Source organism: Nocardioides sp. OK12 (genome assembly GCF_024341885.1).
Lineage (GTDB): Bacteria > Actinomycetota > Actinomycetes > Propionibacteriales > Nocardioidaceae > Nocardioides > Nocardioides marinisabuli.
Window position 1 is genome coordinate 81,047 of the sequence record NZ_BNET01000008.1, and the last position, 17,602, is coordinate 98,648.

Annotated in this window: 22 protein-coding genes; 6 read left to right on the plus strand and 16 right to left on the minus strand. The window is 74.5% G+C overall.

The annotated features are described in order from the left end of the window. Positions 1–22 precede the first annotated feature (22 nt). Positions 23–319, minus strand: a complete 297-nt coding sequence (groES, locus tag OCU29_RS18280; RefSeq protein WP_179614115.1) for a co-chaperone GroES — start codon at positions 317–319, stop codon at positions 23–25. A 195-nt stretch (positions 320–514) separates the two neighbouring features. On the opposite strand from groES, the gene OCU29_RS18285 reads away from it, so the two are divergent. Then, complete coding sequence (locus tag OCU29_RS18285; protein WP_261821046.1) at positions 515–1,684, plus strand: class I SAM-dependent methyltransferase; 1,170 nt, start codon at positions 515–517, stop codon at positions 1,682–1,684. A 17-nt stretch (positions 1,685–1,701) separates the two neighbouring features. On the opposite strand, the gene OCU29_RS18290 is transcribed toward OCU29_RS18285, so the two are convergent. Together OCU29_RS18290 and OCU29_RS18295 are read right to left on the minus strand one after the other, a co-directional pair. Next, positions 1,702–2,316 (minus strand): MBL fold metallo-hydrolase, encoded by a 615-nt coding sequence (locus tag OCU29_RS18290; protein ID WP_179614117.1) that lies wholly within the window; start codon positions 2,314–2,316, stop codon positions 1,702–1,704. Beyond that, on the minus strand, positions 2,316–3,428 hold the full coding sequence (locus tag OCU29_RS18295; protein ID WP_179614118.1) for an S-(hydroxymethyl)mycothiol dehydrogenase: 1,113 nt from the start codon (positions 3,426–3,428) through the stop codon (positions 2,316–2,318). Before OCU29_RS18295 ends, OCU29_RS18290 begins: the two co-directional genes overlap by 1 nt. A gap of 129 nt (positions 3,429–3,557) precedes the next feature. Here OCU29_RS18295 and OCU29_RS18300 point away from each other — a divergent pair, with 129 nt between their 5' ends. Both OCU29_RS18300 and OCU29_RS18305 read left to right on the plus strand, forming a co-directional pair. Next, a complete protein-coding gene (locus tag OCU29_RS18300) occupies positions 3,558–4,148 on the plus strand; it encodes a SigE family RNA polymerase sigma factor (RefSeq protein WP_261821047.1) in 591 nt (196 codons plus the stop codon). Continuing rightward, entirely contained in the window at positions 4,145–5,323 is a 1,179-nt protein-coding gene (locus tag OCU29_RS18305; protein ID WP_261821048.1) for a hypothetical protein, read from the plus strand. The genes OCU29_RS18300 and OCU29_RS18305 overlap by 4 nt, the downstream gene beginning before the upstream one ends. Positions 5,324–5,341: 18 nt before the next feature. Here the strand turns inward: OCU29_RS18305 and OCU29_RS18310 are convergent, their stop codons facing one another. The 3 genes from OCU29_RS18310 to OCU29_RS18320 form a co-directional block, all read right to left on the minus strand. Next, positions 5,342–5,722 (minus strand): hypothetical protein, encoded by a 381-nt coding sequence (locus OCU29_RS18310; protein ID WP_261821049.1) that lies wholly within the window; start codon positions 5,720–5,722, stop codon positions 5,342–5,344. A 261-nt stretch (positions 5,723–5,983) separates the two neighbouring features. Continuing rightward, a complete protein-coding gene (locus tag OCU29_RS18315) occupies positions 5,984–6,394 on the minus strand; it encodes a hypothetical protein (protein ID WP_261821050.1) in 411 nt (136 codons plus the stop codon). Positions 6,395–6,590: 196 nt separating this feature from the next. Then, positions 6,591–6,878 carry a hypothetical protein gene (locus OCU29_RS18320; RefSeq protein ID WP_261821051.1) on the minus strand — a complete coding sequence of 96 codons (288 nt, stop codon included), beginning with the start codon at positions 6,876–6,878 and terminating at the stop codon, positions 6,591–6,593. 523 nt (positions 6,879–7,401) lie between these two features. Between OCU29_RS18320 and OCU29_RS18325 the strand changes: the two genes are divergently transcribed. Next, the gene (locus OCU29_RS18325; RefSeq protein ID WP_261821052.1) at positions 7,402–7,824 is read left to right on the plus strand and encodes a hypothetical protein; all 423 of its coding nucleotides are present in this window, start codon (positions 7,402–7,404) and stop codon (positions 7,822–7,824) included. A gap of 125 nt (positions 7,825–7,949) precedes the next feature. Continuing rightward, positions 7,950–9,164 (plus strand): hypothetical protein, encoded by a 1,215-nt coding sequence (locus OCU29_RS18330; protein ID WP_261821053.1) that lies wholly within the window; start codon positions 7,950–7,952, stop codon positions 9,162–9,164. A 14-nt stretch (positions 9,165–9,178) separates the two neighbouring features. On the opposite strand, the gene tsaD is transcribed toward OCU29_RS18330, so the two are convergent. Next, positions 9,179–10,225, minus strand: a complete 1,047-nt coding sequence (gene tsaD, locus OCU29_RS18335) for a tRNA (adenosine(37)-N6)-threonylcarbamoyltransferase complex transferase subunit TsaD (protein ID WP_370463683.1) — start codon at positions 10,223–10,225, stop codon at positions 9,179–9,181. Between the two features lie 73 nt (positions 10,226–10,298). Here tsaD and OCU29_RS18340 point away from each other — a divergent pair, with 73 nt between their 5' ends. Continuing rightward, positions 10,299–11,024, plus strand: a complete 726-nt coding sequence (locus OCU29_RS18340; RefSeq protein ID WP_261821054.1) for a GNAT family N-acetyltransferase — start codon at positions 10,299–10,301, stop codon at positions 11,022–11,024. Here OCU29_RS18340 and OCU29_RS18345 read toward each other — a convergent pair. From OCU29_RS18345 to OCU29_RS18385, 9 genes are all read right to left on the minus strand, one after another. Then, complete coding sequence (locus OCU29_RS18345; protein WP_261821055.1) at positions 11,021–11,365, minus strand: hypothetical protein; 345 nt, start codon at positions 11,363–11,365, stop codon at positions 11,021–11,023. The two genes, OCU29_RS18340 and OCU29_RS18345, sit on opposite strands and share 4 nt — an antisense overlap. Further along, positions 11,358–11,840: an N-acetyltransferase gene (locus tag OCU29_RS18350; protein ID WP_261821056.1), complete on the minus strand. Its 483-nt coding sequence runs from the start codon at positions 11,838–11,840 to the stop codon at positions 11,358–11,360. The genes OCU29_RS18345 and OCU29_RS18350 overlap by 8 nt, the downstream gene beginning before the upstream one ends. Further along, positions 11,837–12,475, minus strand: a complete 639-nt coding sequence (tsaB, locus tag OCU29_RS18355) for a tRNA (adenosine(37)-N6)-threonylcarbamoyltransferase complex dimerization subunit type 1 TsaB (RefSeq protein WP_261821057.1) — start codon at positions 12,473–12,475, stop codon at positions 11,837–11,839. The genes OCU29_RS18350 and tsaB overlap by 4 nt, the downstream gene beginning before the upstream one ends. A gap of 20 nt (positions 12,476–12,495) precedes the next feature. Beyond that, a complete protein-coding gene (locus tag OCU29_RS18360; RefSeq protein WP_179614131.1) occupies positions 12,496–13,251 on the minus strand; it encodes a lytic murein transglycosylase in 756 nt (251 codons plus the stop codon). After that, complete coding sequence (locus OCU29_RS18365; RefSeq protein WP_261821058.1) at positions 13,248–13,862, minus strand: HAD family hydrolase; 615 nt, start codon at positions 13,860–13,862, stop codon at positions 13,248–13,250. The genes OCU29_RS18360 and OCU29_RS18365 overlap by 4 nt, the downstream gene beginning before the upstream one ends. Before the next feature lie 10 nt (positions 13,863–13,872). Next, positions 13,873–14,646: a 3'(2'),5'-bisphosphate nucleotidase CysQ gene (locus OCU29_RS18370; protein ID WP_179614133.1), complete on the minus strand. Its 774-nt coding sequence runs from the start codon at positions 14,644–14,646 to the stop codon at positions 13,873–13,875. Between the two features lie 20 nt (positions 14,647–14,666). Then, complete coding sequence (pth, locus tag OCU29_RS18375) at positions 14,667–15,275, minus strand: aminoacyl-tRNA hydrolase (protein WP_261821059.1); 609 nt, start codon at positions 15,273–15,275, stop codon at positions 14,667–14,669. Between the two features lie 23 nt (positions 15,276–15,298). Continuing rightward, positions 15,299–15,973 (minus strand): 50S ribosomal protein L25/general stress protein Ctc, encoded by a 675-nt coding sequence (locus tag OCU29_RS18380; protein ID WP_179614135.1) that lies wholly within the window; start codon positions 15,971–15,973, stop codon positions 15,299–15,301. Positions 15,974–16,179: 206 nt separating this feature from the next. Next, positions 16,180–17,601: an FHA domain-containing protein gene (locus OCU29_RS18385; RefSeq protein WP_261821060.1), complete on the minus strand. Its 1,422-nt coding sequence runs from the start codon at positions 17,599–17,601 to the stop codon at positions 16,180–16,182. Between the last annotated feature and the right edge of the window lies 1 nt (position 17,602).

The window sequence follows — 17,602 nt, forward strand, 5'->3', positions numbered from 1 at the left end:
GCATGACGCCCGGGCCGGTGGATCAGTTGACGATCGCGAGGACGTCGCGCGCCGAGAGGATCAGCAGCTCCTCGCCGCCGTACTTCACCTCGGTGCCGCCGTACTTGCTGTAGATGACCTTGTCGCCCACGGAGATGTCCATGGGGACGCGCTCGTCGCCGTCCTCGTTGAAGCGGCCCGGGCCCACGGCCACGACCTCGCCCTCCTGGGGCTTCTCCTTGGCCGTGTCGGGGATGACGAGACCCGAGGCGGTGGTCTGCTCGGCCTCGAGCGTCTTCACGACGATGCGGTCCTCGAGGGGCTTGATGTTGATCGACACGTTGGATCGACCTCCACTTTCTTGCACGCGTTGGCTGGGTGGAAACGTAGGAGTGCCTCCAGGCACGGGCACGCCGTCGCGGGGCTCGCGCCGACCTGGTGGGCGTTGGCACACTCACCAGGAGAGTGCCAGCTCAAAAACTAGCACTCCCCCCTGAGGAGTGCCAGAGCAGGCCGTCGGTGACAGGATCGCCGGATGGACCTCGACGCCTTCCGGTGGCTGCTCACCGACGACGGCCAGGCCCTCCTGGCCCGCGCCGAGGAGCTCGACCCGAGCGACCCGCTGCGCGCCCAGACCGCGCTGCGCCGCCACGCCGGCGCCGAGCACGCGGCCGCCGCGCTCACCCAGGCCGGGCTGCGGCGCCGGGCCGCGGCCAAGTTCGGCGACCTCGCCGCTCGGCTCTACTTCACCCCCGACGGCCTCGAGCAGGCGACGCGGCTCAGCGTGGCGCGGCACCGCGCGGCGCGACTGCGGGCCTTCGACGCCCTGAGCCTGGTCGACCTGGGCTGCGGCATCGGCGGCGACCTCCTCGCCGCCGCCGAGACCGGGATCGTCAGCGTCGGCGTCGACCTCGACCCGGTGCGGGTCGCCGTCGCCGGGGCCAACCTGGCCGCGCTCGGGCTCGACGGGGTCGTCAGCGTCGTCGACGCCACCACCCTCGACACCTCCCCCTTCGACGTCGCGTACGCCGACCCCGCCCGCCGCTCGGCGCGCGGGCGCAGCTTCGACGTCGACGACTGGACGCCGCCGTGGTCGTTCGTCGAGTCGCTGCTGGCCCGCGACTCGTGCGTCAAGGTCGCGCCGGGCATCCCCCACGACCTGGTGCCCGAGGGCGTCGAGGCCGAGTGGGTCAGCGACCACGGCGAGGTCAAGGAGGCCGCCCTGTGGTCGGGGCGACTGGCCACCACGCGCCGTCGGGCGACCGTGATCGGCGACGGCGGTCTGGCCACCCTCACCGACGAGGACGACCCGGGCGCCGGCGTACGACCGGTGGGCCGCTTCCTCTACGAGCCCGACGGTGCGGTCATCCGGGCCGGGCTGGTGACCGCGGTGGCCGCGGCCTGCGACGGCGGGCTGCTCGACGAGCACATCGCCTACGTCACCACCGACGCGGACCAGACGGCCGCCCGCACGCCCTTCGCCCGCGGCTACGAGGTGCTCGAGGAGCTGCCCTACCGCGAGAAGGCGCTGCGCGCGGCCCTGCGCGAGCGCGGCGTGGGCCGCCTGACGATCAAGAAGCGCGGGGTCGACGTCGTCCCCGAGGAGCTGCGCAAGCGCCTCGCCCTCGCCGGCGACGCCGAGGCCACGATCGTGCTGACCCGGGTCGCCGGCGCCGGCACCGCGCTGCTCGTGCGCCCCCTCTGAGCCGTCCGGAGGCGCTGTCAGGAGGCGCCGAGCGCCGCCTTCTCCGCACCGATGGTGGTGTCGTCGCCGTGGCCGGTGTGCACCACGGTCTCCTCGGGCAGCGCGAAGAGCCGCTCGCGGATCGAGGCCTTGATGACGTCCTCGTCGCTGAAGGAGCGCCCGGTCGCGCCGGGTCCGCCCTGGAAGAGGGTGTCGCCGGTGAAGACGCAGCCCAGCGAGGGGGCGTGGAAGCAGACCGCGCCCGGGGCGTGGCCCGGGGTGTGGATGGCCTGCAGCCGGACGCCGCCGACCAGGATCTCGAAGCCGTCACCCAGGTCGACGTCCCAGAGGTGGTCGGTGTGGGTGAGCTCCCACAGCGGACGGTCGTCGGGGTGCAGCATGATCGGCGCCACCACCCGCTCGCGCAGCTCGGGCGCGACGCGGCTGTGGTCGTCGTGGGCGTGGGTCAGCAGGATCGCGCGCACGGCACGCTCCCCCACCACCGCCATGATCGCGTCGACGTCGTGGGGGGCGTCGATGACGACGCACTCGTCGTCGTCGCCCACGACCCAGATGTTGTTGTCGACCTCGTGGGTCTCCCCGTCGAGCGAGAAGGTCCCCGAGACGACGGCGTGGTCCACCCGCGCGGTCATCAGAGCACCACCACCGAGCGCAGGACGTCCCCGGTGTGCATCTTGTCGAAGGCGGCCTCGACGTCGTCGATGCCGATCTCCTCGGTCACGAACGCGTCGAGGTCGAGGCGCCCGGAGGTGTAGAGGTCGGTGAGCATCGGGAAGTCGCGGCTGGGCAGGCAGTCGCCGTACCAGCTCGACTTCAGCGCGCCGCCGCGGCCGAAGACGTCGATGAGCGGCAGCTCGGGCACCTTCATCTCCGGGGTGGGCACGCCGACCAGGACCACGGTGCCGGCCAGGTCGCGGGCGTAGAACGCCTGCTTCCAGGTCTCGGGGCGACCGACCGCCTCGATCACCACGTCGGCACCCTCGGCGCCCGGGTAGGTCTCGGCGCAGATCCGCTTGATCTCCTCGACCGGGTCGACCTGCGAGGAGTCCACGGTGTGCGTGGCGCCGAGCTCGCGGGCCTTCTCGAGCTTCTTGGGGTCGATGTCGACGGCGATGACCGGGCTGGCTCCCGAGAGGGCCGCGCCAGCGACCGCCGCGACGCCGACGCCGCCGCAGCCGATCACCGCGGCGGAGCGCCCGCGGGTGGTCTGCCCGGTGTTGATGGCGGCGCCGATGCCGGCCATCACGCCACAGCCGAGCAGGCCGACCGCGGCCGGGCGGGCCGCGGGGTCGACCTTGGTGCACTGTCCCGCTGCGACGAGGGTCTTCTCGGCGAACGCACCGATGCCCAGCGCCGGCGACAGCTCGGTGCCGGCGTCGTCACCCTCGGCGAGCGTCATCTTCTGGGTCGCGTTGTGGGTGTTGAAGCAGTACTGCGGCTCGCCCCGGTCGCAGGCCCGGCAGTCGCCGCAGACCGCACGCCAGTTGAGCACCACGAAGTCGCCGGGGGCGACGCTGGTGACGCCCTCGCCGACGGACTCCACGACGCCCGCGGCCTCGTGGCCCAGCAGGAACGGGAACTCGTCGTTGATCCCGCCCTCGCGGTAGTGCAGGTCGGTGTGGCAGACCCCGCAGGTCTGCACCTGCACCACCGCCTCACCCGGCCCGGGGTCGGGGACGTTGATCGTGGTCACCTCGACGGGCGCGCCCTTGGCGCGCGCGACGACTGCCTTCACCTGCTGCATGCTCGGTCCTCTCGTTGGCTCCGCACCCATGCAACCCCATCCACGAGGGCGAGGGCACCCCCGGGGCAGGCGATTCCAACCATCCCTGCCGACGCTGCGTCTGGTGGGTGTGGGACCGAGGAGGAGACGATGCAGGCACCAGCACCGGCCCGGGGGGCCGAGGAGGTGAGCGTGGTGGACACCGACCAGGCGCGGGTGCGCAGCAGGAGCGAGCGGCGCGACGCCGAGTTCACCGAGTACCTCGCGGCACGCCAGGCGGCGCTGCTGCGCACGGCGTACCTGGTCTGCGGCGACCGGCACCAGGCCGAGGACGTCCTGCAGACCGCGCTGGCCAAGCTCTACCTGTCGTGGGACAAGGTCCGCGACCGGGGCGCCGTCGACGCCTACGTGCGGCGCATCATCGTCAACGAGACCACGTCGGCGTGGCGGCGCCCGTGGCACCGCCGTGAGCGGCCCACCGACCAGGTCCCCGAGACGACCGCCCACCACGACAGCTACGACGAGGGGCGCTCGGCCGCGCTGTGGGAGGTCGTCCGCTCGCTGCCGCCGAAGGCGCGGGCCGTGGTGGTGCTGCGCTACTACGAGCAGCTCAGCGAGGCCGAGACCGCCGAGACCCTCGGCATCTCGACCGGCACCGTGAAGTCCCAGTCGAGCAGGGCGATGAGCATGCTGCGCGAGCGCACACCCGACCACCTGCACCCCCGGGAGGAGGAGCGATGAACAGCAACGACAGCCACGAGATCGGTGCGGCGCTGGAGCGCCAGGTCGCCGACCTGCACGACACCCCCTTCACGCTCGCCGACGTGCAGGGCCGCGCCCGCGGCATCCGGCGCCGCCGGCACGCGCTGGTCGCCGGGGTCGCGGCAGCGGCCGCTGCGGTCGCGGTGCCCTCGGCGCTGCTGCTGGGCGGCACCCTGGACCGCACCGGTGCACCCGACCCGGCCGGCCCCTCGGAGTCGGCCACCGAGGCGGTCGACGCCGGCACCGCACCGAGCTCCTCGGTGCTGCAGGGCAGCACCCTGACCCGTCCCGACGGCACCACCACCGAGCTCGAGCTGCCCGACGACCAGGTGATCGAGTACGCCGTGCTCGGCGACGGGCGGGTCGTGGCGGTCCCCAACGGTGGGGCCGAGATCCTCGTCCTGGGCGCCGATGGCGAGGCGCAGGCGTCGTACGCCGCCGAGATCAACCACATCGTCGTCGGCTCGACCAGCGACACGGTGGCCTGGATCGGTGACGACGGCGCCGTGCGGGTGCTCGAGTCGGGCACGGCGGAGCCGACGGTGCTGGCCAGCCCGCCGGTCGAGCGTGGCGGCTACCGCTCGGTCGACGCCGTGCTGGGCAGCGGCTGCGCCGCCGGGGGCTGCTCGGTGCTCACCGGCGACGGGAACACCACCCAGCACTGGGTCACCCTCGAGGGCGCCCGCGAGATCGACCTCGGTGAGCCGCTCAGAGTCCTGGACTTCAACCCGGACGAGACGATGTTCGCCTACGCGGAGCCACCGGGACCCAACCAGCAGTACGGGTGCGTCGGCCTTCGCGACGCAGCCACCGCAACCACGATCACACGGTCCTGCGACGTGTGGGGGCTCTCGTTCTCTCCCGACGGCCGCTACGTCGAGGCCGCCTTCGCCGAGAACGGGATGCTGGGCGACCTGCGGGTCCTCGACCTGTCGCTGGAGACGGTGCTGGACTACGAGCCCGGCGGGAGCCGGGTGGTCGACTCGGCCGGTTGGGCCTCCCCCGACGCGCTGCTGGTCTCGGTCGCCGGCCTGCGCGACGACCAGTGGTCGCTGCTCGAGGTGCCTCTGGACGGCAGCGAGCCCACCACGGTCGCGGGGCCGGTCCAGGGCGGGAACCCCGAGATCGAGTCGGAGTTCCACATGTCCCGGTGACCCGGCCGCGCGTACGGCTCAGCGCCAGCGCCAGGTCGCCAGCATCGACTCCAGCCGCTCGCGGTGCAGCGAGGCCGGGCCCGTGGTCCGCAGCTCGAAGTGGATCGTGGCGGCCGGGTCGAGGACGACCGACTTCAGGATCGTCACGTGCTTGCCCCCGCCCCCGCCCTCGATCAGCGGCATCTCCACCCCGTCGACCTCACGCGGCTCCCCCAACCGCATCGGGAAGGGGTTGTCGGCCTTCGCGTTGTCCAGGGTCAGCTCGACCAGGTGGTCCAGGTCCGGGTCGTCGGTCAGCGTCGGGACCTCCAGCAGCGTCAGCCCACCGCTGCCGTCCAGCAGGTAGGCGCCTCCGGCCCCCGTGTCGGCCGCCTCGGTGACCCAGTCGTCGTCAGGCACCCGCACAGCCGCCGACGGCAGGGCGAGCCTGGTGCCGGTCGCCGGAGGCACCGCCGGGGCTGACGACTCGGGCTCCGTGGGCGTGCTCGGCGTCGTGGGCGCCGCTGGAGGTGTCGCACCACCGGCAGCCGAGCCGTCGTCACCCCCGGAGCACCCGGCCACGACGAGTGCCGTGCACAGCAGGAGTGGGGCGAGATGGTGCTTCTTCATGTGGTCTCCGATCCTGGTGTGTCCAGCCGGTGGTTCCTCGCGACCCGCACGTCAGCGCCACTGCCACGAGGCGACGACGGCCTCGACGCGCTCGCGGTGCAGCGCGGCGGACCCGGTGGTGCGGATCTCCAAGGTCAGGTACGCCGGCTGCGGCTCGAGCACGACCGTCTCGAAGCGGACCAGGTGCTCGCCCCCACCGCTGCCCTCGAGGACCGCGACGGACACCCCGTCGAGATCACGCGCCGGACCCAGCCGCACGGCGAAGGACTCGTTGCGGTTGGCGTCGGCCAACGAGAGGTCCAGCAGCTCGTCGAGGTCGGGGTCGTTGGTGATGGTGGGCACCTCGTTGACGAACAGCTGGCCCGAGAGGCGCGGGGCGTAGCCGCCACCCGAGCCCTTGTCCGCCGGCTTGGCCGTCCACGTCTCGTCGGGCAACCGCAGCTGCGCCGACGGGAACCTCAAGCGGGTACCCGACGCCGCAGGTACCTCCGGGGCCGTGGCCTCGACCTCCGCCGGGGCGCTCGATCCCGGCGAAGATGACGGGGACGTGGCGTCGTCGGCGACGGAGTCCTCAGGGCCCGCACTGCACCCACTCACCGCGAGCGCCACGCACAGCAGGGTGGCGACGATCGCTCTCATCTGACGCTCCTGCACCTCGTCAGCGCCATCGCCAGGTCGCGAGCATCGACTCCAGCCGCTCGCGGTGCAGCGAGGCCGGGCCCGTGGTCCGCAGCTCGAGGAGGATCGTGGCCGCCGGGTCGAGGACGACCGATCGCAGGATCGTCACGTGCTTCCCCCCGCCGCTGCCCTCGATCAGCGGCATCTCCACCCCGTCGACCTCGCGAGCCTCCCCCAACCGCATCGGGAACGGGTTGTTGGCCTTGGCGCTGTCCAGGGTCAGCTCGACCAGGTGGTCGAGGTCGGGGTCGTCGGTCAGGGTCGGCACCTCCATCAGTGTCACCCCACCTCTGCCGTTGAGGAGAAAGGCGCCACCCGACCCCTGGTCGGCGGGTCGGGCGACCCAGTCGTCATCGGGCACCCGCACAGCCGCCGAGGGCAACGTGAGCCTGGCGCCGGTCGCCGGAGGAACCTCCGGGGCCGTCGACTCGGGCTCCGTCGGGGCGCTCGACCCCGTCGGTGTCGACGCGGACGTGGCATCGTCGGCGACGGGGGTCTCGTCGCCCGCACCGCACCCGCCCACCGTGAACGCCACGCACAGCAGTGGGGCGACGACCAGATGCTTCTTCACAGACACTCCGAGACTCGGGCGGCGGGGGATTCCTCGCATCCCTGGTACCCCGCGCGTGAGTCGTTGACACCTCCTCAGCGGCGTGCCCGCGACGAGAGCCCGATCACGGGAGACGCGCTGGTCCTGGTGCGGGTCGCGGCCCAGGTTTTACCCTGGTCGCGCCGGGGAACGACCTGGTGTGTGCACCCGCACGAACAGCCGACACACCCGGAGCCTCAGCATGCACATCGCAGGACTCTCCGCAGCCATGCAGTACGTGGCCGTCGAGCAGACGACCATCGACCGGGTCATCTCCTTCCTGCGTGAGAACAGCGAGGGCGAGTGGGCGCGCCAGTTCGCCTCCGACGCGCCGATCGCCATGCCCTCGCTCGGGCGCGGCGACCGGGCCCACGAGCTGGGGTTGCACCACGACCGGGCCCAGCAGGTGATGGCCGAGACCGTGCAGGGCATCGTCCGCGACCTCGAGGCCTTCGCCGACAGCGTCAACGAGGCCGCCCGCCTCATCCGGCGCGCCGACGAGGACTCGGCGGAGACCATGGTGGCCACGCAGCGGGTCGTCGAGATGCTCGACGAGGCCTCGCTCACCCCGCAGAGCGAGGCGGCTTACGACCGGGCCCGCAACGAGCACGGCGGAGACGCCTGATGGGCCAGCAGGAGGAGCGCCTGCGACGCACCGTGTCGGGAGCTCACTTCCCCGACTTAGCCGTGTCAGCCGAGCGGTGGCGATCTGGCGCAGACGAGCTGCTGCAGATACAGACAGTCCTCTCCATGGCCATCGCCGACGTGCGCGCCGGGTTCGGTGAGTCCTCCGAGGTCAGCAGGGCCGCCGTCGATGCCTTCACCAAGGTGGCAGACAAGGCGGCGCAGCACAGCAAGCAGATGCGGGACGCCGCCGAAGCGGTCGGTCGCGCCAACTCGGCACTCATGGCCGCCGCCCACGAGCAGCGCCTCCTCGACGCCAGCGCACCCACCCAGCCCCAGCCCCCCGAGCGGACCCCCGGCATGCCGGAGACCCCCGACACGCTGCGCGCCGAGCAGCGCTACGGGCGCGACCTGGGCGCCTACAACGCCGCGATGGCCGACCGCGAGATGCGCGCCAAGCAGCGCGCCGACCAGGTCGACACGACGTACGCCGAGTCGGCCGAGGTGATGCGCCGCATCCACGGCGAGCCCGACGAGCGGGTCATGCGTGACGCCGCCGGCTCCGGCGCGGGTGCTGGAGGCGGCGGTGGCGCGGGCGGGGCCGTGCCGACCGGCGGCAGCGTCGCAGCGGGCCACCCCGGGGGCAGCGCGCACGTCCACCCGACCGGCACCCAGCAGGCACCGACCGGCGACACCCTCGACGCCGGTGGCTCCGACCCCGACGACACCGGCTCGAGCGACCCAGATCAGCAGAGCACGGGCGCGGACGCCCCCGAGGACGGCGGCAACCCGTTCACGCAGCCAGCAGACCCCGGCTCGACCGGTGCGGGCGGCACGGGTGGCATCGGCGGGCTGACCGCAGGCATCGGGGGCGGCATCGCCGGCAGCGCCGTGATGGGTGGTGCGGCGCTCCTCGGCGGACGCCTCGCCGGCGGGGCCTCCGTCACGCCGGTGGGCGGCGCGGCTGCCGGGTCGACGGCCGGGCGCCCCGCAGCCGCACGTGCCATCGGCGCCGGACCCACCTCGGGCGGGGCCACCCTCGGCCGCAGCGCCGGTGCGACCGGTACGCCCGCCGCTGCTGGTCGTGGAGCGGCGACCGGGGCCACGGGCACCCGCGCGGGCGGCGGCGCCCGCGGCAGCTCCGGGCAGGCCGGTGCACGCGCTGCCGGCTCGGCCGGTGCTGCTGGCGGGCGTGGTGCTGCCGGCGGGCGGGGCACTGCTGGCGCGGCAGGTGGCGCCGGCCGCGGTCGCAACCGCGACGCCGACCGTCCCGAGCAGGCCTTCTTCGCCACCGAGGACGACTGGACCGACGACGAGGGGCACGCCCCCGTCCTCGACTGAGCCCGGGCGCCTGCTCAGCCGGCGAGCACCGAGGAGACCGGCAGGCTGGAGTCGGCCGGCAGGTCGAGCGAGGAGGGGGTGCGCCCCCGGGCCACCATCTCGGCGCCGAGCGCGGCGACCATCGCGCCGTTGTCGGTGCACAGGCCCGGACGCGGCACCCGCACCCGGATGCCGAGCCGCTCGGCGCGCTCCTCGGCCAAGTGGCGCAGCCGCGAGTTGGCAGCGACGCCGCCACCGATGAGCAGGTGGTCGATGCCCTCGCTGGCCGCGGCGTCGAGCGCCTTGCGCACCAGCACGTCGCAGACCGCCTCCTGGAAGGAGGCCGCCACGTCGGCGACCGGCACGGGCTCGCCGGCGCGCTCGCGCGCCTCGACCCAGCGCGCCACGGCCGTCTTGAGGCCCGAGAACGAGAAGTCGAAGCGGTGCCGCTCGAGGTCGCGGCGCGCGGTCAGACCGCGCGGGAAGTCGATGGCGACGCTGTCGCCCTCGCGCGCCACCCGGTCGATGTGCGGGCCGCCGGGGAACGGCAGCCCGAGCAGCCGGGCGACCTTGTCGAAGGCCTCCCCCGCCGCGTCGTCGATCGTCTCGCCCATCGGGTCGACCCCGACGGTGACGTCCTCGACCCTCAGCAGGCTGGAGTGGCCGCCGCTGACCAGCATTGCCAGGCACGGCTCGGGCAGCGGCCCGTGCTCGAGCTGGTCGACCGCGACGTGCGAGGCGAGGTGGTTGACGCCGTAGAGCGGCTTGCCCAGGCCCAGCGCCAGCGCCTTCGCCGAGGCGACCCCGACGAGCAGCGCCCCGGCCAGGCCCGGCCCGTTGGTGACCGCGATCGCGTCGACGTCGTGCAGCGAGACGCCTGCGGTCTCGCAGGCCCGCTCGATCGTGGGCACCATCGCCTCGAGGTGGGCCCGGCTGGCCACCTCGGGCACCACGCCGCCGAAGCGGGCGTGCTCGTCGACGCTGCTGGCGACCGCGTCGGCCAGCAGCGTGTGGCCGCGCACGATCCCGACCCCGGTCTCGTCGCAGGACGTCTCGATCCCCAGCACCAGCGGTTCGCTCACACCGCTCATCGTCGCACGTGGCCGCGGCGGCCCCGCGGCCAGATCGTGACCACGCGCCGGGCATGATCTGGGCGTGCAGGAGATCTCGGTCGAGCAGCTGGTCACCACCTCGCAGCACCGCTTCGCGCGGCACCAGGTCGACCCCGCGATCGCCCCGCGCGCCTGGGTCGCGGGCGCCGCCGCAGTGGTCGAGAACCACCCGCGCTGGACCGGCCCCAGCCCCGGGCCGCAGCTGGTGTGCCTGGGCCCGGCCGAGGAGCTGGCGCCGCTGATGGACGGCGTCGCCGCGTTGCACCCGCGCCCGTGGCGGATCACCGTCGAGGCGGCGGCGTACGACGCGCTGCCGCCGGGGTGGGCGCACGAGCAGGCCACCCGGTGGGACTGGATGCTGACCCGCGACCAGCCCGCCGAGCCGACCCCCCAGGTCGTCGAGGTCGGCGACCGCGCCGACCTCGAGGCGCTGCTCGACGCGGGCAACCCGGGCTCCTTCGCGCGCTCCGACAGCCCCGGCATCGAGGCGTGGCTGGGCGTCGTCGAGGACGACCGGCTGGTCGCGGCCGGCGCGCTGAACCGCCAGCACGACGGCACCGGCCAGCTGCGCGGCATCACCGTGCTGCCCAGCGAGGAGCGGCGCGGCCTCGGCCGACTGGTCTCGACCGCGCTCACCCGCCGTGCGCTCGCCGGGGCGTCGGGGACGGCCAGCCTGGGCGTCTACACCGACAACGCGCCCGCGATCCACCTCTACGAGAGGCTCGGCTACCGCACCGTCCACACCTTCCGCTCCGCGGTGCTCTCCTAGCCGGCCGGGCCGGGGTCGGTGAACGCGACCGGCGTGCCCATCGCGCGGGCGTAGGCGATCTCCCGGCTCGTGGACTCGCCGACGTAGCCGCCCGGGTTGACGACCAGCACCCGGTCGGCCAGGTCGATCTTGCGCAGGTGCAGCGCGTCGAGCGCGGCCTTCTGCTCGGCGGTGATCGACCGGTCCGCGTCGCGGTCGTCGACGCGCCAGAAGACGCCCGGCGCGAGCACGACGACCCCCGCGAAGGTCAGGTCGCGGTTCGCGGCACTCATCTCCTCGACGAACCGGGTGGAGCCGCAGAGGCAGACGATCTCGGGCCGGTCGGGCCCGGCCTCAGCCATCGTGGCCCCCACCGCAACCCGGTCCGAGCCCGCGGCGCAGCACCACGGCGGTGGCCCCGTCGCGGTAGTAGCGACGACGGCGGTCGACCTCGACGAAGCCACGGGCGGCGTAGAACGACAGCGCGCCCGCGTTGTCCTCACGCACCTCGAGCAGCAACCGGTCGGCGCCGGCCACGCGGGCCGTGGCCACGACCTCGTCGAGCAGCGCCGTGGCCAGGCCGCCGCGCCGGTGCTCGGGGTCGACGGAGATGCGCTGCAGCTCGGCGATGTCGGCGACCACGCTGAGCACCGCGTGGCCCGCGACCACCGGGCCGTCGGCGGAGACGACCTCCGCGACGAGGTACGTCGCGTAGGGCACCCGTCCCTCGAGTCCCTCCTGGAGCAGGCCCGGCGGCCAGGCGTCGGCTCCGAGGTTGTCCTGCTCGAGCGAGGCCACCGCCACCAGGTCGTCGGGGCGGGCCTCGCGGACCGTCACGACACGCTCTTGCGGCTGCGGGAGACCTCGGCGTCGGGGCGGCGCAGGTACATCGGCTCGGGGTCGAGGAGCTCGGCGCGCTCCTCGGCGACCACCCGGGCCAACCAGCCGGCGCTGGGCCGCTGCGGCCCGACGGCCAGCGGGAACGCCTCGGGGTAGAGCGTCGCGCCCTCCCCCACGACCGGGGCCTCGGTGGCGAGGTCGGCGGGCTTGTCGACCACCGGGCCGTCGAGCCGCACGCCGTCGGCGTCGTAGGAGGCCAGGTAGACCTCCTTGCGCCGGGCGTCGGTGGCGACCACGAAGTCGCGGTCGACCGCGCCGGTGTCGACGGCCTCGACGGCCAGCACGTCGAGCGTGCAGACGCCGTACACCGGGATCTCCAGCACGAACCCGAGGGTGCGGGCGGTCACCAGCCCCACCCGCAGGCCGGTGAACGGCCCCGGGCCGACCCCCACGCCGATGGCGGTGAGGTCCTGGCGCACCACGCCCACCTGGCGCAGCACGGCGTCGATGAGCGGCGCGAGCTGCTCGCCGTGCTTCATCGCCCGCTCGGCCTCGAGCTCGGCGACCACGTCGGAGCCGTCGTGCAGGGCCACGGCCACCCGCGGTGTCGCGGTGTCGAAGGTCAGCAGCATGAGCGGCAGGCTAACCCGGCTCAGCCCGCGCGCCGGCCCGCGGCCCGCTCGGCGTAGGTGCTGGCCGCCGCGTGCACCGCCGCGACGTACTCGTCGGAGTGGTTGTAGGACAGCACCGCGCTCGCCCAGCCCTCCCCGCCCGCGAGGTCGCGCCCACCGGCGCACAGGTAGCGCGCAGCGGTCGCGGCGGCGTCGTCGAGGTCGTGCGGGTCGATCGTCCCGTCGCGGTCGCCGTCGGCGGCCCACGGCTCCCACGAGGAGCGCAGGAACTGCATCGGCCCCACCGCGTGCTCCCACGTCGCGTCGCCGTGCCAGGCGCGCGAGGCGGCCGTGGAGCGGATCGCGGCGAAGTCGCCCGACCCGTCGAGGGCCGGGCCCAGGATGGCCGACGACGAGCGGCCCTCGGCGTCGATGGTGCGCCCGCCCAGGGTGCCGTGCTGCGACTCGATCCAGCCGATGCCGGCCAGCGTGGTCCAGCCGACGTCGCAGCCGCCGACACCCGAGAGCTGGGCGTCGGCGTAGGCGCGCAGCGCCGGCCAGGGGATGCCGGTGGCTCGGCTGGTGCGGCGCAGCCAGCCCTCGTCGACCAGCTGGGTGCGGCGCACCGCGCTGCCCGGGTCGGCCTGCGAGGGCACCGGGGCGGCGACGTACGACGTGGGCGGGGTCAGGTCGACGGTGCGCTCGGGGGTGTAGAGCCGCGAGAGCCCGAAGGCCGCCGCCGACAGGGTCAGCAGCAGGACCGAGAAGAGCAGGATGGAGCGCGGGCCCGAGCTCATGCGGCCCGCACCTCGACCCCGTGCGCGGCCAGGGCCTCGACCAGCACGGCGTGGCCCTGGTCGAGGTGCCAGTGCACGGCGCGCAGCCCCACCTCGCGCGCCGACTCGACGTTGGCGAGCACGTCGTCGACGAAGAGCACCTGGTCGGGTGCGGCGCCGATGCGGGCGACCGCGGTCTCGAAGTAGGCCGGCTCGGGCTTCGTGACCCCCATCTCCCAGGAGTAGCAGGAGACGTCGAAGTGCTCGTCGAAGCCGAGCTCGGTGCGCATCTGCTCACCGCGCTGGCGGTGCTGGTTGGTGCCGAGGTGGACACCGAGGCCGACCTCGCGCAGCCGGCCGGCGAGGGCCAGCGACTCCGGCGAGACGGTGATGTCGCGCCACAGCGCGTCGTAGAGCACGCCCGGCGCCACGTCGGCGTACGTCGGCACCACGCGCTCGAGCACCTCGAGGAAGTCGCCCTCGCCGCGCAGCGGCCCGCGCTCGGCCGCCCACAGGGCGTGCGCGAGCTCCTCGGCGCGCTCGCCGACCCAGCCGCGCAGCAGCCCGATGGGGTCGCGTGGGGAGCGCTGCAGGACGCCGTCGGCGTCGAGGAGCACGTGGTCGACGGCCACGGCGGTCGGCTCAGTCGGTGCCGTGGTCGGCGATGAAGGCCAGGATCTGCTCGCTCAGCTCGGGGCGGCAGACCACGAGGTCGGGCAGGTAGACGTCGTCCTGGTTGTAGACGAGCTCGCTGCCGTCGACGCGCGAGGTGAACAGGCCGGCGGCGCGCGCCACGGCCACGGGCGCGGCGGAGTCCCACTCGTACTGCCCGCCGGCGTGCACGTAGGCGTCGGCGACGTCACGCACGACCGACATCATCTTCACCCCGGCCGAGCCCATCGGCACGAGCTCGGCGTCGATCTCCTCGGCCAGTGCCTGCACGAAGGCGGGCGGGCGGCTGCGCGAGACCGCGATGCGCGGCTTCTCGGAGGTGCGCGGCGGCACCACGGGCGCCTCGCCGGTGTTGAAGGTCTCGCCGAGCACCGGCTGCGCGACGGCGCCGGCGACCAGGGCACCGCCCTGCCACAGCGCGACGTGGACGGCCCAGTCGTCGCGGGGCGGCTCGGAGAACTCGCGGGTGCCGTCGAGCGGGTCGATGATCCAGACCCGCTCGGCCGAGAGGCGCGCCTTGTCGTCCTTGCCCTCCTCGGAGAGCACGGCGTCGTCGGGGCGGTGCTGGGCCAGCAGGCCCATCAGCAGCTCGTGGGCCGCGGCGTCGCCGGCGTCCTTGAGCTCCTTGCCCTCCAGGCCCTCGGCGCGCACCTCCAGCAGGCGGCGGCCGGCGGCCTCGGCCAGCCACGTGGCCAGCACGTGGTCGTCGGCGGCGGGGGGCGGGGTTCCGGGCTCGAAAGTCACGCAGCGAAGCGTAGCCGCGATCAGGAGTTGAACCGCTGCTGGGTCTTCTCCAGGCCCTCGGCGACCAGGCACTCGACCGCGTCGGCGGCGGTGTCGACCACGAAGGGCAGCACCTTGCGCTCGGCCGAGGAGTAGTTGGAGAGCACGAAGTCGGCGACCTCCTGGCGACCCGGGGGGCGGCCGATGCCGACCCGCACCCGGTGGAAGTCGCCGGTGCCCAGCGAGGCGCGCATCGACTTCAGGCCGTTGTGGCCGTTGTCGCCGCCGCCCAGCTTGACCCGCATCGTGTCGAAGGCGATGTCGAGCTCGTCGTGGATCGCCACGACCCGCTCGGGCGGCACCTTGTAGAAGGTGGCCAGGGCCTTCACCGGCCCGCCGACCTCGTTCATGTACGAGCGCGGACGCGCCAGCACGACCCGGGGGCCGCCGGTGCCCGGGGCGCCCACCCGGCCCTCGACGACGTCGGCGCGGCCCGACTTGTGGGCCCGGAAGCCCGAGCCGAGCCGGGTCGCCAGCTCGTCGGCGACGAGGTAGCCGATGTTGTGCCGGTGCCCGGCGTACGTCGGGCCCGGGTTGCCCAGTCCGACGACCAACCAGACGGGGCTGCTGCCGTCACGGCTGTCGGACATGGTGCTCCCCGGGCCCGTCGCGATCACTCCTGCGAGTCGCCGGCCTCGGCGGCGCCGGCCTCGGCGCCACCCTCGGCGGCCTCGTCACCGGACTCCTCGTGCTCGATGCCGGCCTCGGCCTCGGCCTCGACGAGCTCGGCGTCGAGCGACTCCTGGCTCTGCTGCTGGGTGACGTTGACGACCAGGATGTCGCCGTCGGTGAGCAGCTCGGAGCCCTTCGGGAGCTTGAGGTCGGAGGCGTGGACCTGGGTGCCGACCTCGGCGCCCTCGACGTCGACCTCGACGAACTCGGGGATGTGGGTGGCCTCGGCCTCGACCGAGACGACCGAGTTCTCGAGCACCACGAGGGTCTCGGCGGCGGCCTCGCCCACGACGTGCACGGGGATGTCGACGGTGACCTTCTCGCCACGGCGCACGGCCACGAAGTCGACGTGCTCGATGAAGCGCTTGATCGGGTCGACCTGGACCTGCTTGGTCAGCGCGAGGTGGCTCGAGCCGTCGACGTCGATGTCGAGCAGCGCGTTGGCGCCACCGTTCTTGAGCGCGAGCATGATCTCGTGGCCGGGCAGGATGATGTGGGTCGGCTCGTTGCCGTGCCCGTAGATGACGGCCGGCACCTTGTCGTCGCGGCGGATGCGGCGCGCCGCGCCCTTGCCGAACTCGGTGCGGGTCTCAGCGGCGATCTTCTCGGCAGCCATGTGTGTCTCCTCGTGCGCTACAGCGGTGCGGGGTCCTGGCAGGACCCTCGCAAGGTCGGGTGGTCACCTGCGGATGGGCCCGGACGCACGAAGCGCCGCGCCCGTCGGATTCACGACACAGCGCGGCGCGAGCTCTCGCAGCCGACCGCGTCGATCACGGAGCGACCGCGGACGGTCGGCTCCCTCGCCGAGGCAACCGGACGAGTCTAGACGCGACCGCGCGACGAGGGCCAATCCGCTGCGGACCGCGCGACCTCGGCGACGGACCACCGCAGCGGCCGCACCCGCAGCCCCGGTGCGCCCGCCGTGCTCGGCTCGGGCGGGGACGCCGGCGCCCCGGGGAGCACTAGCGGCGCCAGGCTGCGCGCCACCCGGTCGGCCCAGCCGGCCGCGACCCCGTCGAGGCGCAGCTCGACCACGGGCGCCCCGGGGCGCGAGAGCCGGGCGTACGAGGGCTGGTGGGCGCCCACCTCGACCACGGCCGCGCAGCGCTCGGGCAGGTCGTCGAGGCCGGCGCCGGTGACGACCACCGGCCCGGCCGGCGCGGGACCCGGCGCGGCGGCCCCGTGGTGGACCGTGAGGTGCGGGCGGGGCCCCGGGGGCCCGGCCCGGTGCGGCAGCCAGCGCAGCCACGACCAGGACCGGTCCACCCGGGGGCCGACGACGTCGAGGGAGAGGTCGTCGGGGGCGTGCAGGGCAGCCAGCTGCAGCAGCCACCAGCGCAGCGCCGCGTCGACGGCGGCGTCGGGCCCGACCAGGCCGACGGTGTCGCCGGCCGCGAGCCCGCCGAGCGGCAGGGTCACCGGCGCGCCGCGGTGGCCCACTGTCCCGAGCCGCAGCAGCAGGTGGTCGGGGTCGTCACGGCGTCGCTCCCAGCGACGGGGCCAGCCGCGGCCGGCCGGGGTCGCGCAGGCCCCGACCTGGGCAGGGTCGGGCGGCGGCTGGGGAGCGTACGCGGCCGGGCGCGGGGGTGGCCGGCCCCAGACGAGGTGCCCGTCGCCGGCGCTGGTCGGCGCGGCGGCCGGTGCGGCGTCGGGCGCCGCGGCGGGGTGCAGCTCGACCAGCGAGTCGCCGACCGCCAGGACCTGTCCGGGGCGCCACGGGCGGGGCTCGTGCGGCGGGCAGGGCTCGCCGTCGAGACGGGTGCCGTTGCTCGACCCGAGGTCGGTGACGCTGACCGCGGCGCCGCCCTCGTCGAGCCGCAGCCGGCAGTGGCGCCGGGAGAGCGAGTGGTCCTGCCAGGCGACCGGGCCGCTGCGGCCCAGCTCGCGATCACCCGGGGCCAGCCGGTGCACCGACCCGGCGTCCTGGCCGCTGACGACGCGCAGCTCCAGCCCCGGCTCGTGCTCGCGGTCGGGGTCGGGGTCGGGTTCGGGGTCGGGGCGGTCGCCGAGCACGACGCGGGCGCCCTGGACCAGCCCGACGTCGCGCAGGGTGCCGGCCTCGTCCCAGGAGCGCCGCTCGGCGCCGGTGCCCAGCAACGGGTGCTCGACACGGACCGCTCCCCCGGGCGTGCGCGCCAGCCGGCGCAGCGCGGCCTCGACCTCGACGGCGGGGGTGTCCTCGGCGGCGTCGACCAGCACGTCGGTGCTGCCGGCCCCGGACACGACGCTGATCGTGACCTGCACG

Coding starts and splice junctions, on each gene's coding strand:
- OCU29_RS18285 (WP_261821046.1), top strand. CDS start 515: ATGGACCTCGACGCCTTCCGGTGGCTGCTCACCGACGACGGCCAGGCC.
- OCU29_RS18295 (WP_179614118.1), bottom strand. CDS start 3,428: ATGCAGCAGGTGAAGGCAGTCGTCGCGCGCGCCAAGGGCGCGCCCGTC.
- OCU29_RS18360 (WP_179614131.1), bottom strand. CDS start 13,251: ATGAGCTCGGGCCCGCGCTCCATCCTGCTCTTCTCGGTCCTGCTGCTG.
- OCU29_RS18305 (WP_261821048.1), top strand. CDS start 4,145: ATGAACAGCAACGACAGCCACGAGATCGGTGCGGCGCTGGAGCGCCAG.
- tsaB (WP_261821057.1), bottom strand. CDS start 12,475: ATGCTGCTGACCTTCGACACCGCGACACCGCGGGTGGCCGTGGCCCTG.
- OCU29_RS18325 (WP_261821052.1), top strand. CDS start 7,402: ATGCACATCGCAGGACTCTCCGCAGCCATGCAGTACGTGGCCGTCGAG.
- OCU29_RS18330 (WP_261821053.1), top strand. CDS start 7,950: ATGGCCATCGCCGACGTGCGCGCCGGGTTCGGTGAGTCCTCCGAGGTC.
- pth (WP_261821059.1), bottom strand. CDS start 15,275: ATGTCCGACAGCCGTGACGGCAGCAGCCCCGTCTGGTTGGTCGTCGGA.
- OCU29_RS18300 (WP_261821047.1), top strand. CDS start 3,558: ATGCAGGCACCAGCACCGGCCCGGGGGGCCGAGGAGGTGAGCGTGGTG.
- OCU29_RS18380 (WP_179614135.1), bottom strand. CDS start 15,973: ATGGCTGCCGAGAAGATCGCCGCTGAGACCCGCACCGAGTTCGGCAAG.
- OCU29_RS18290 (WP_179614117.1), bottom strand. CDS start 2,316: ATGACCGCGCGGGTGGACCACGCCGTCGTCTCGGGGACCTTCTCGCTC.
- OCU29_RS18345 (WP_261821055.1), bottom strand. CDS start 11,365: ATGGCTGAGGCCGGGCCCGACCGGCCCGAGATCGTCTGCCTCTGCGGC.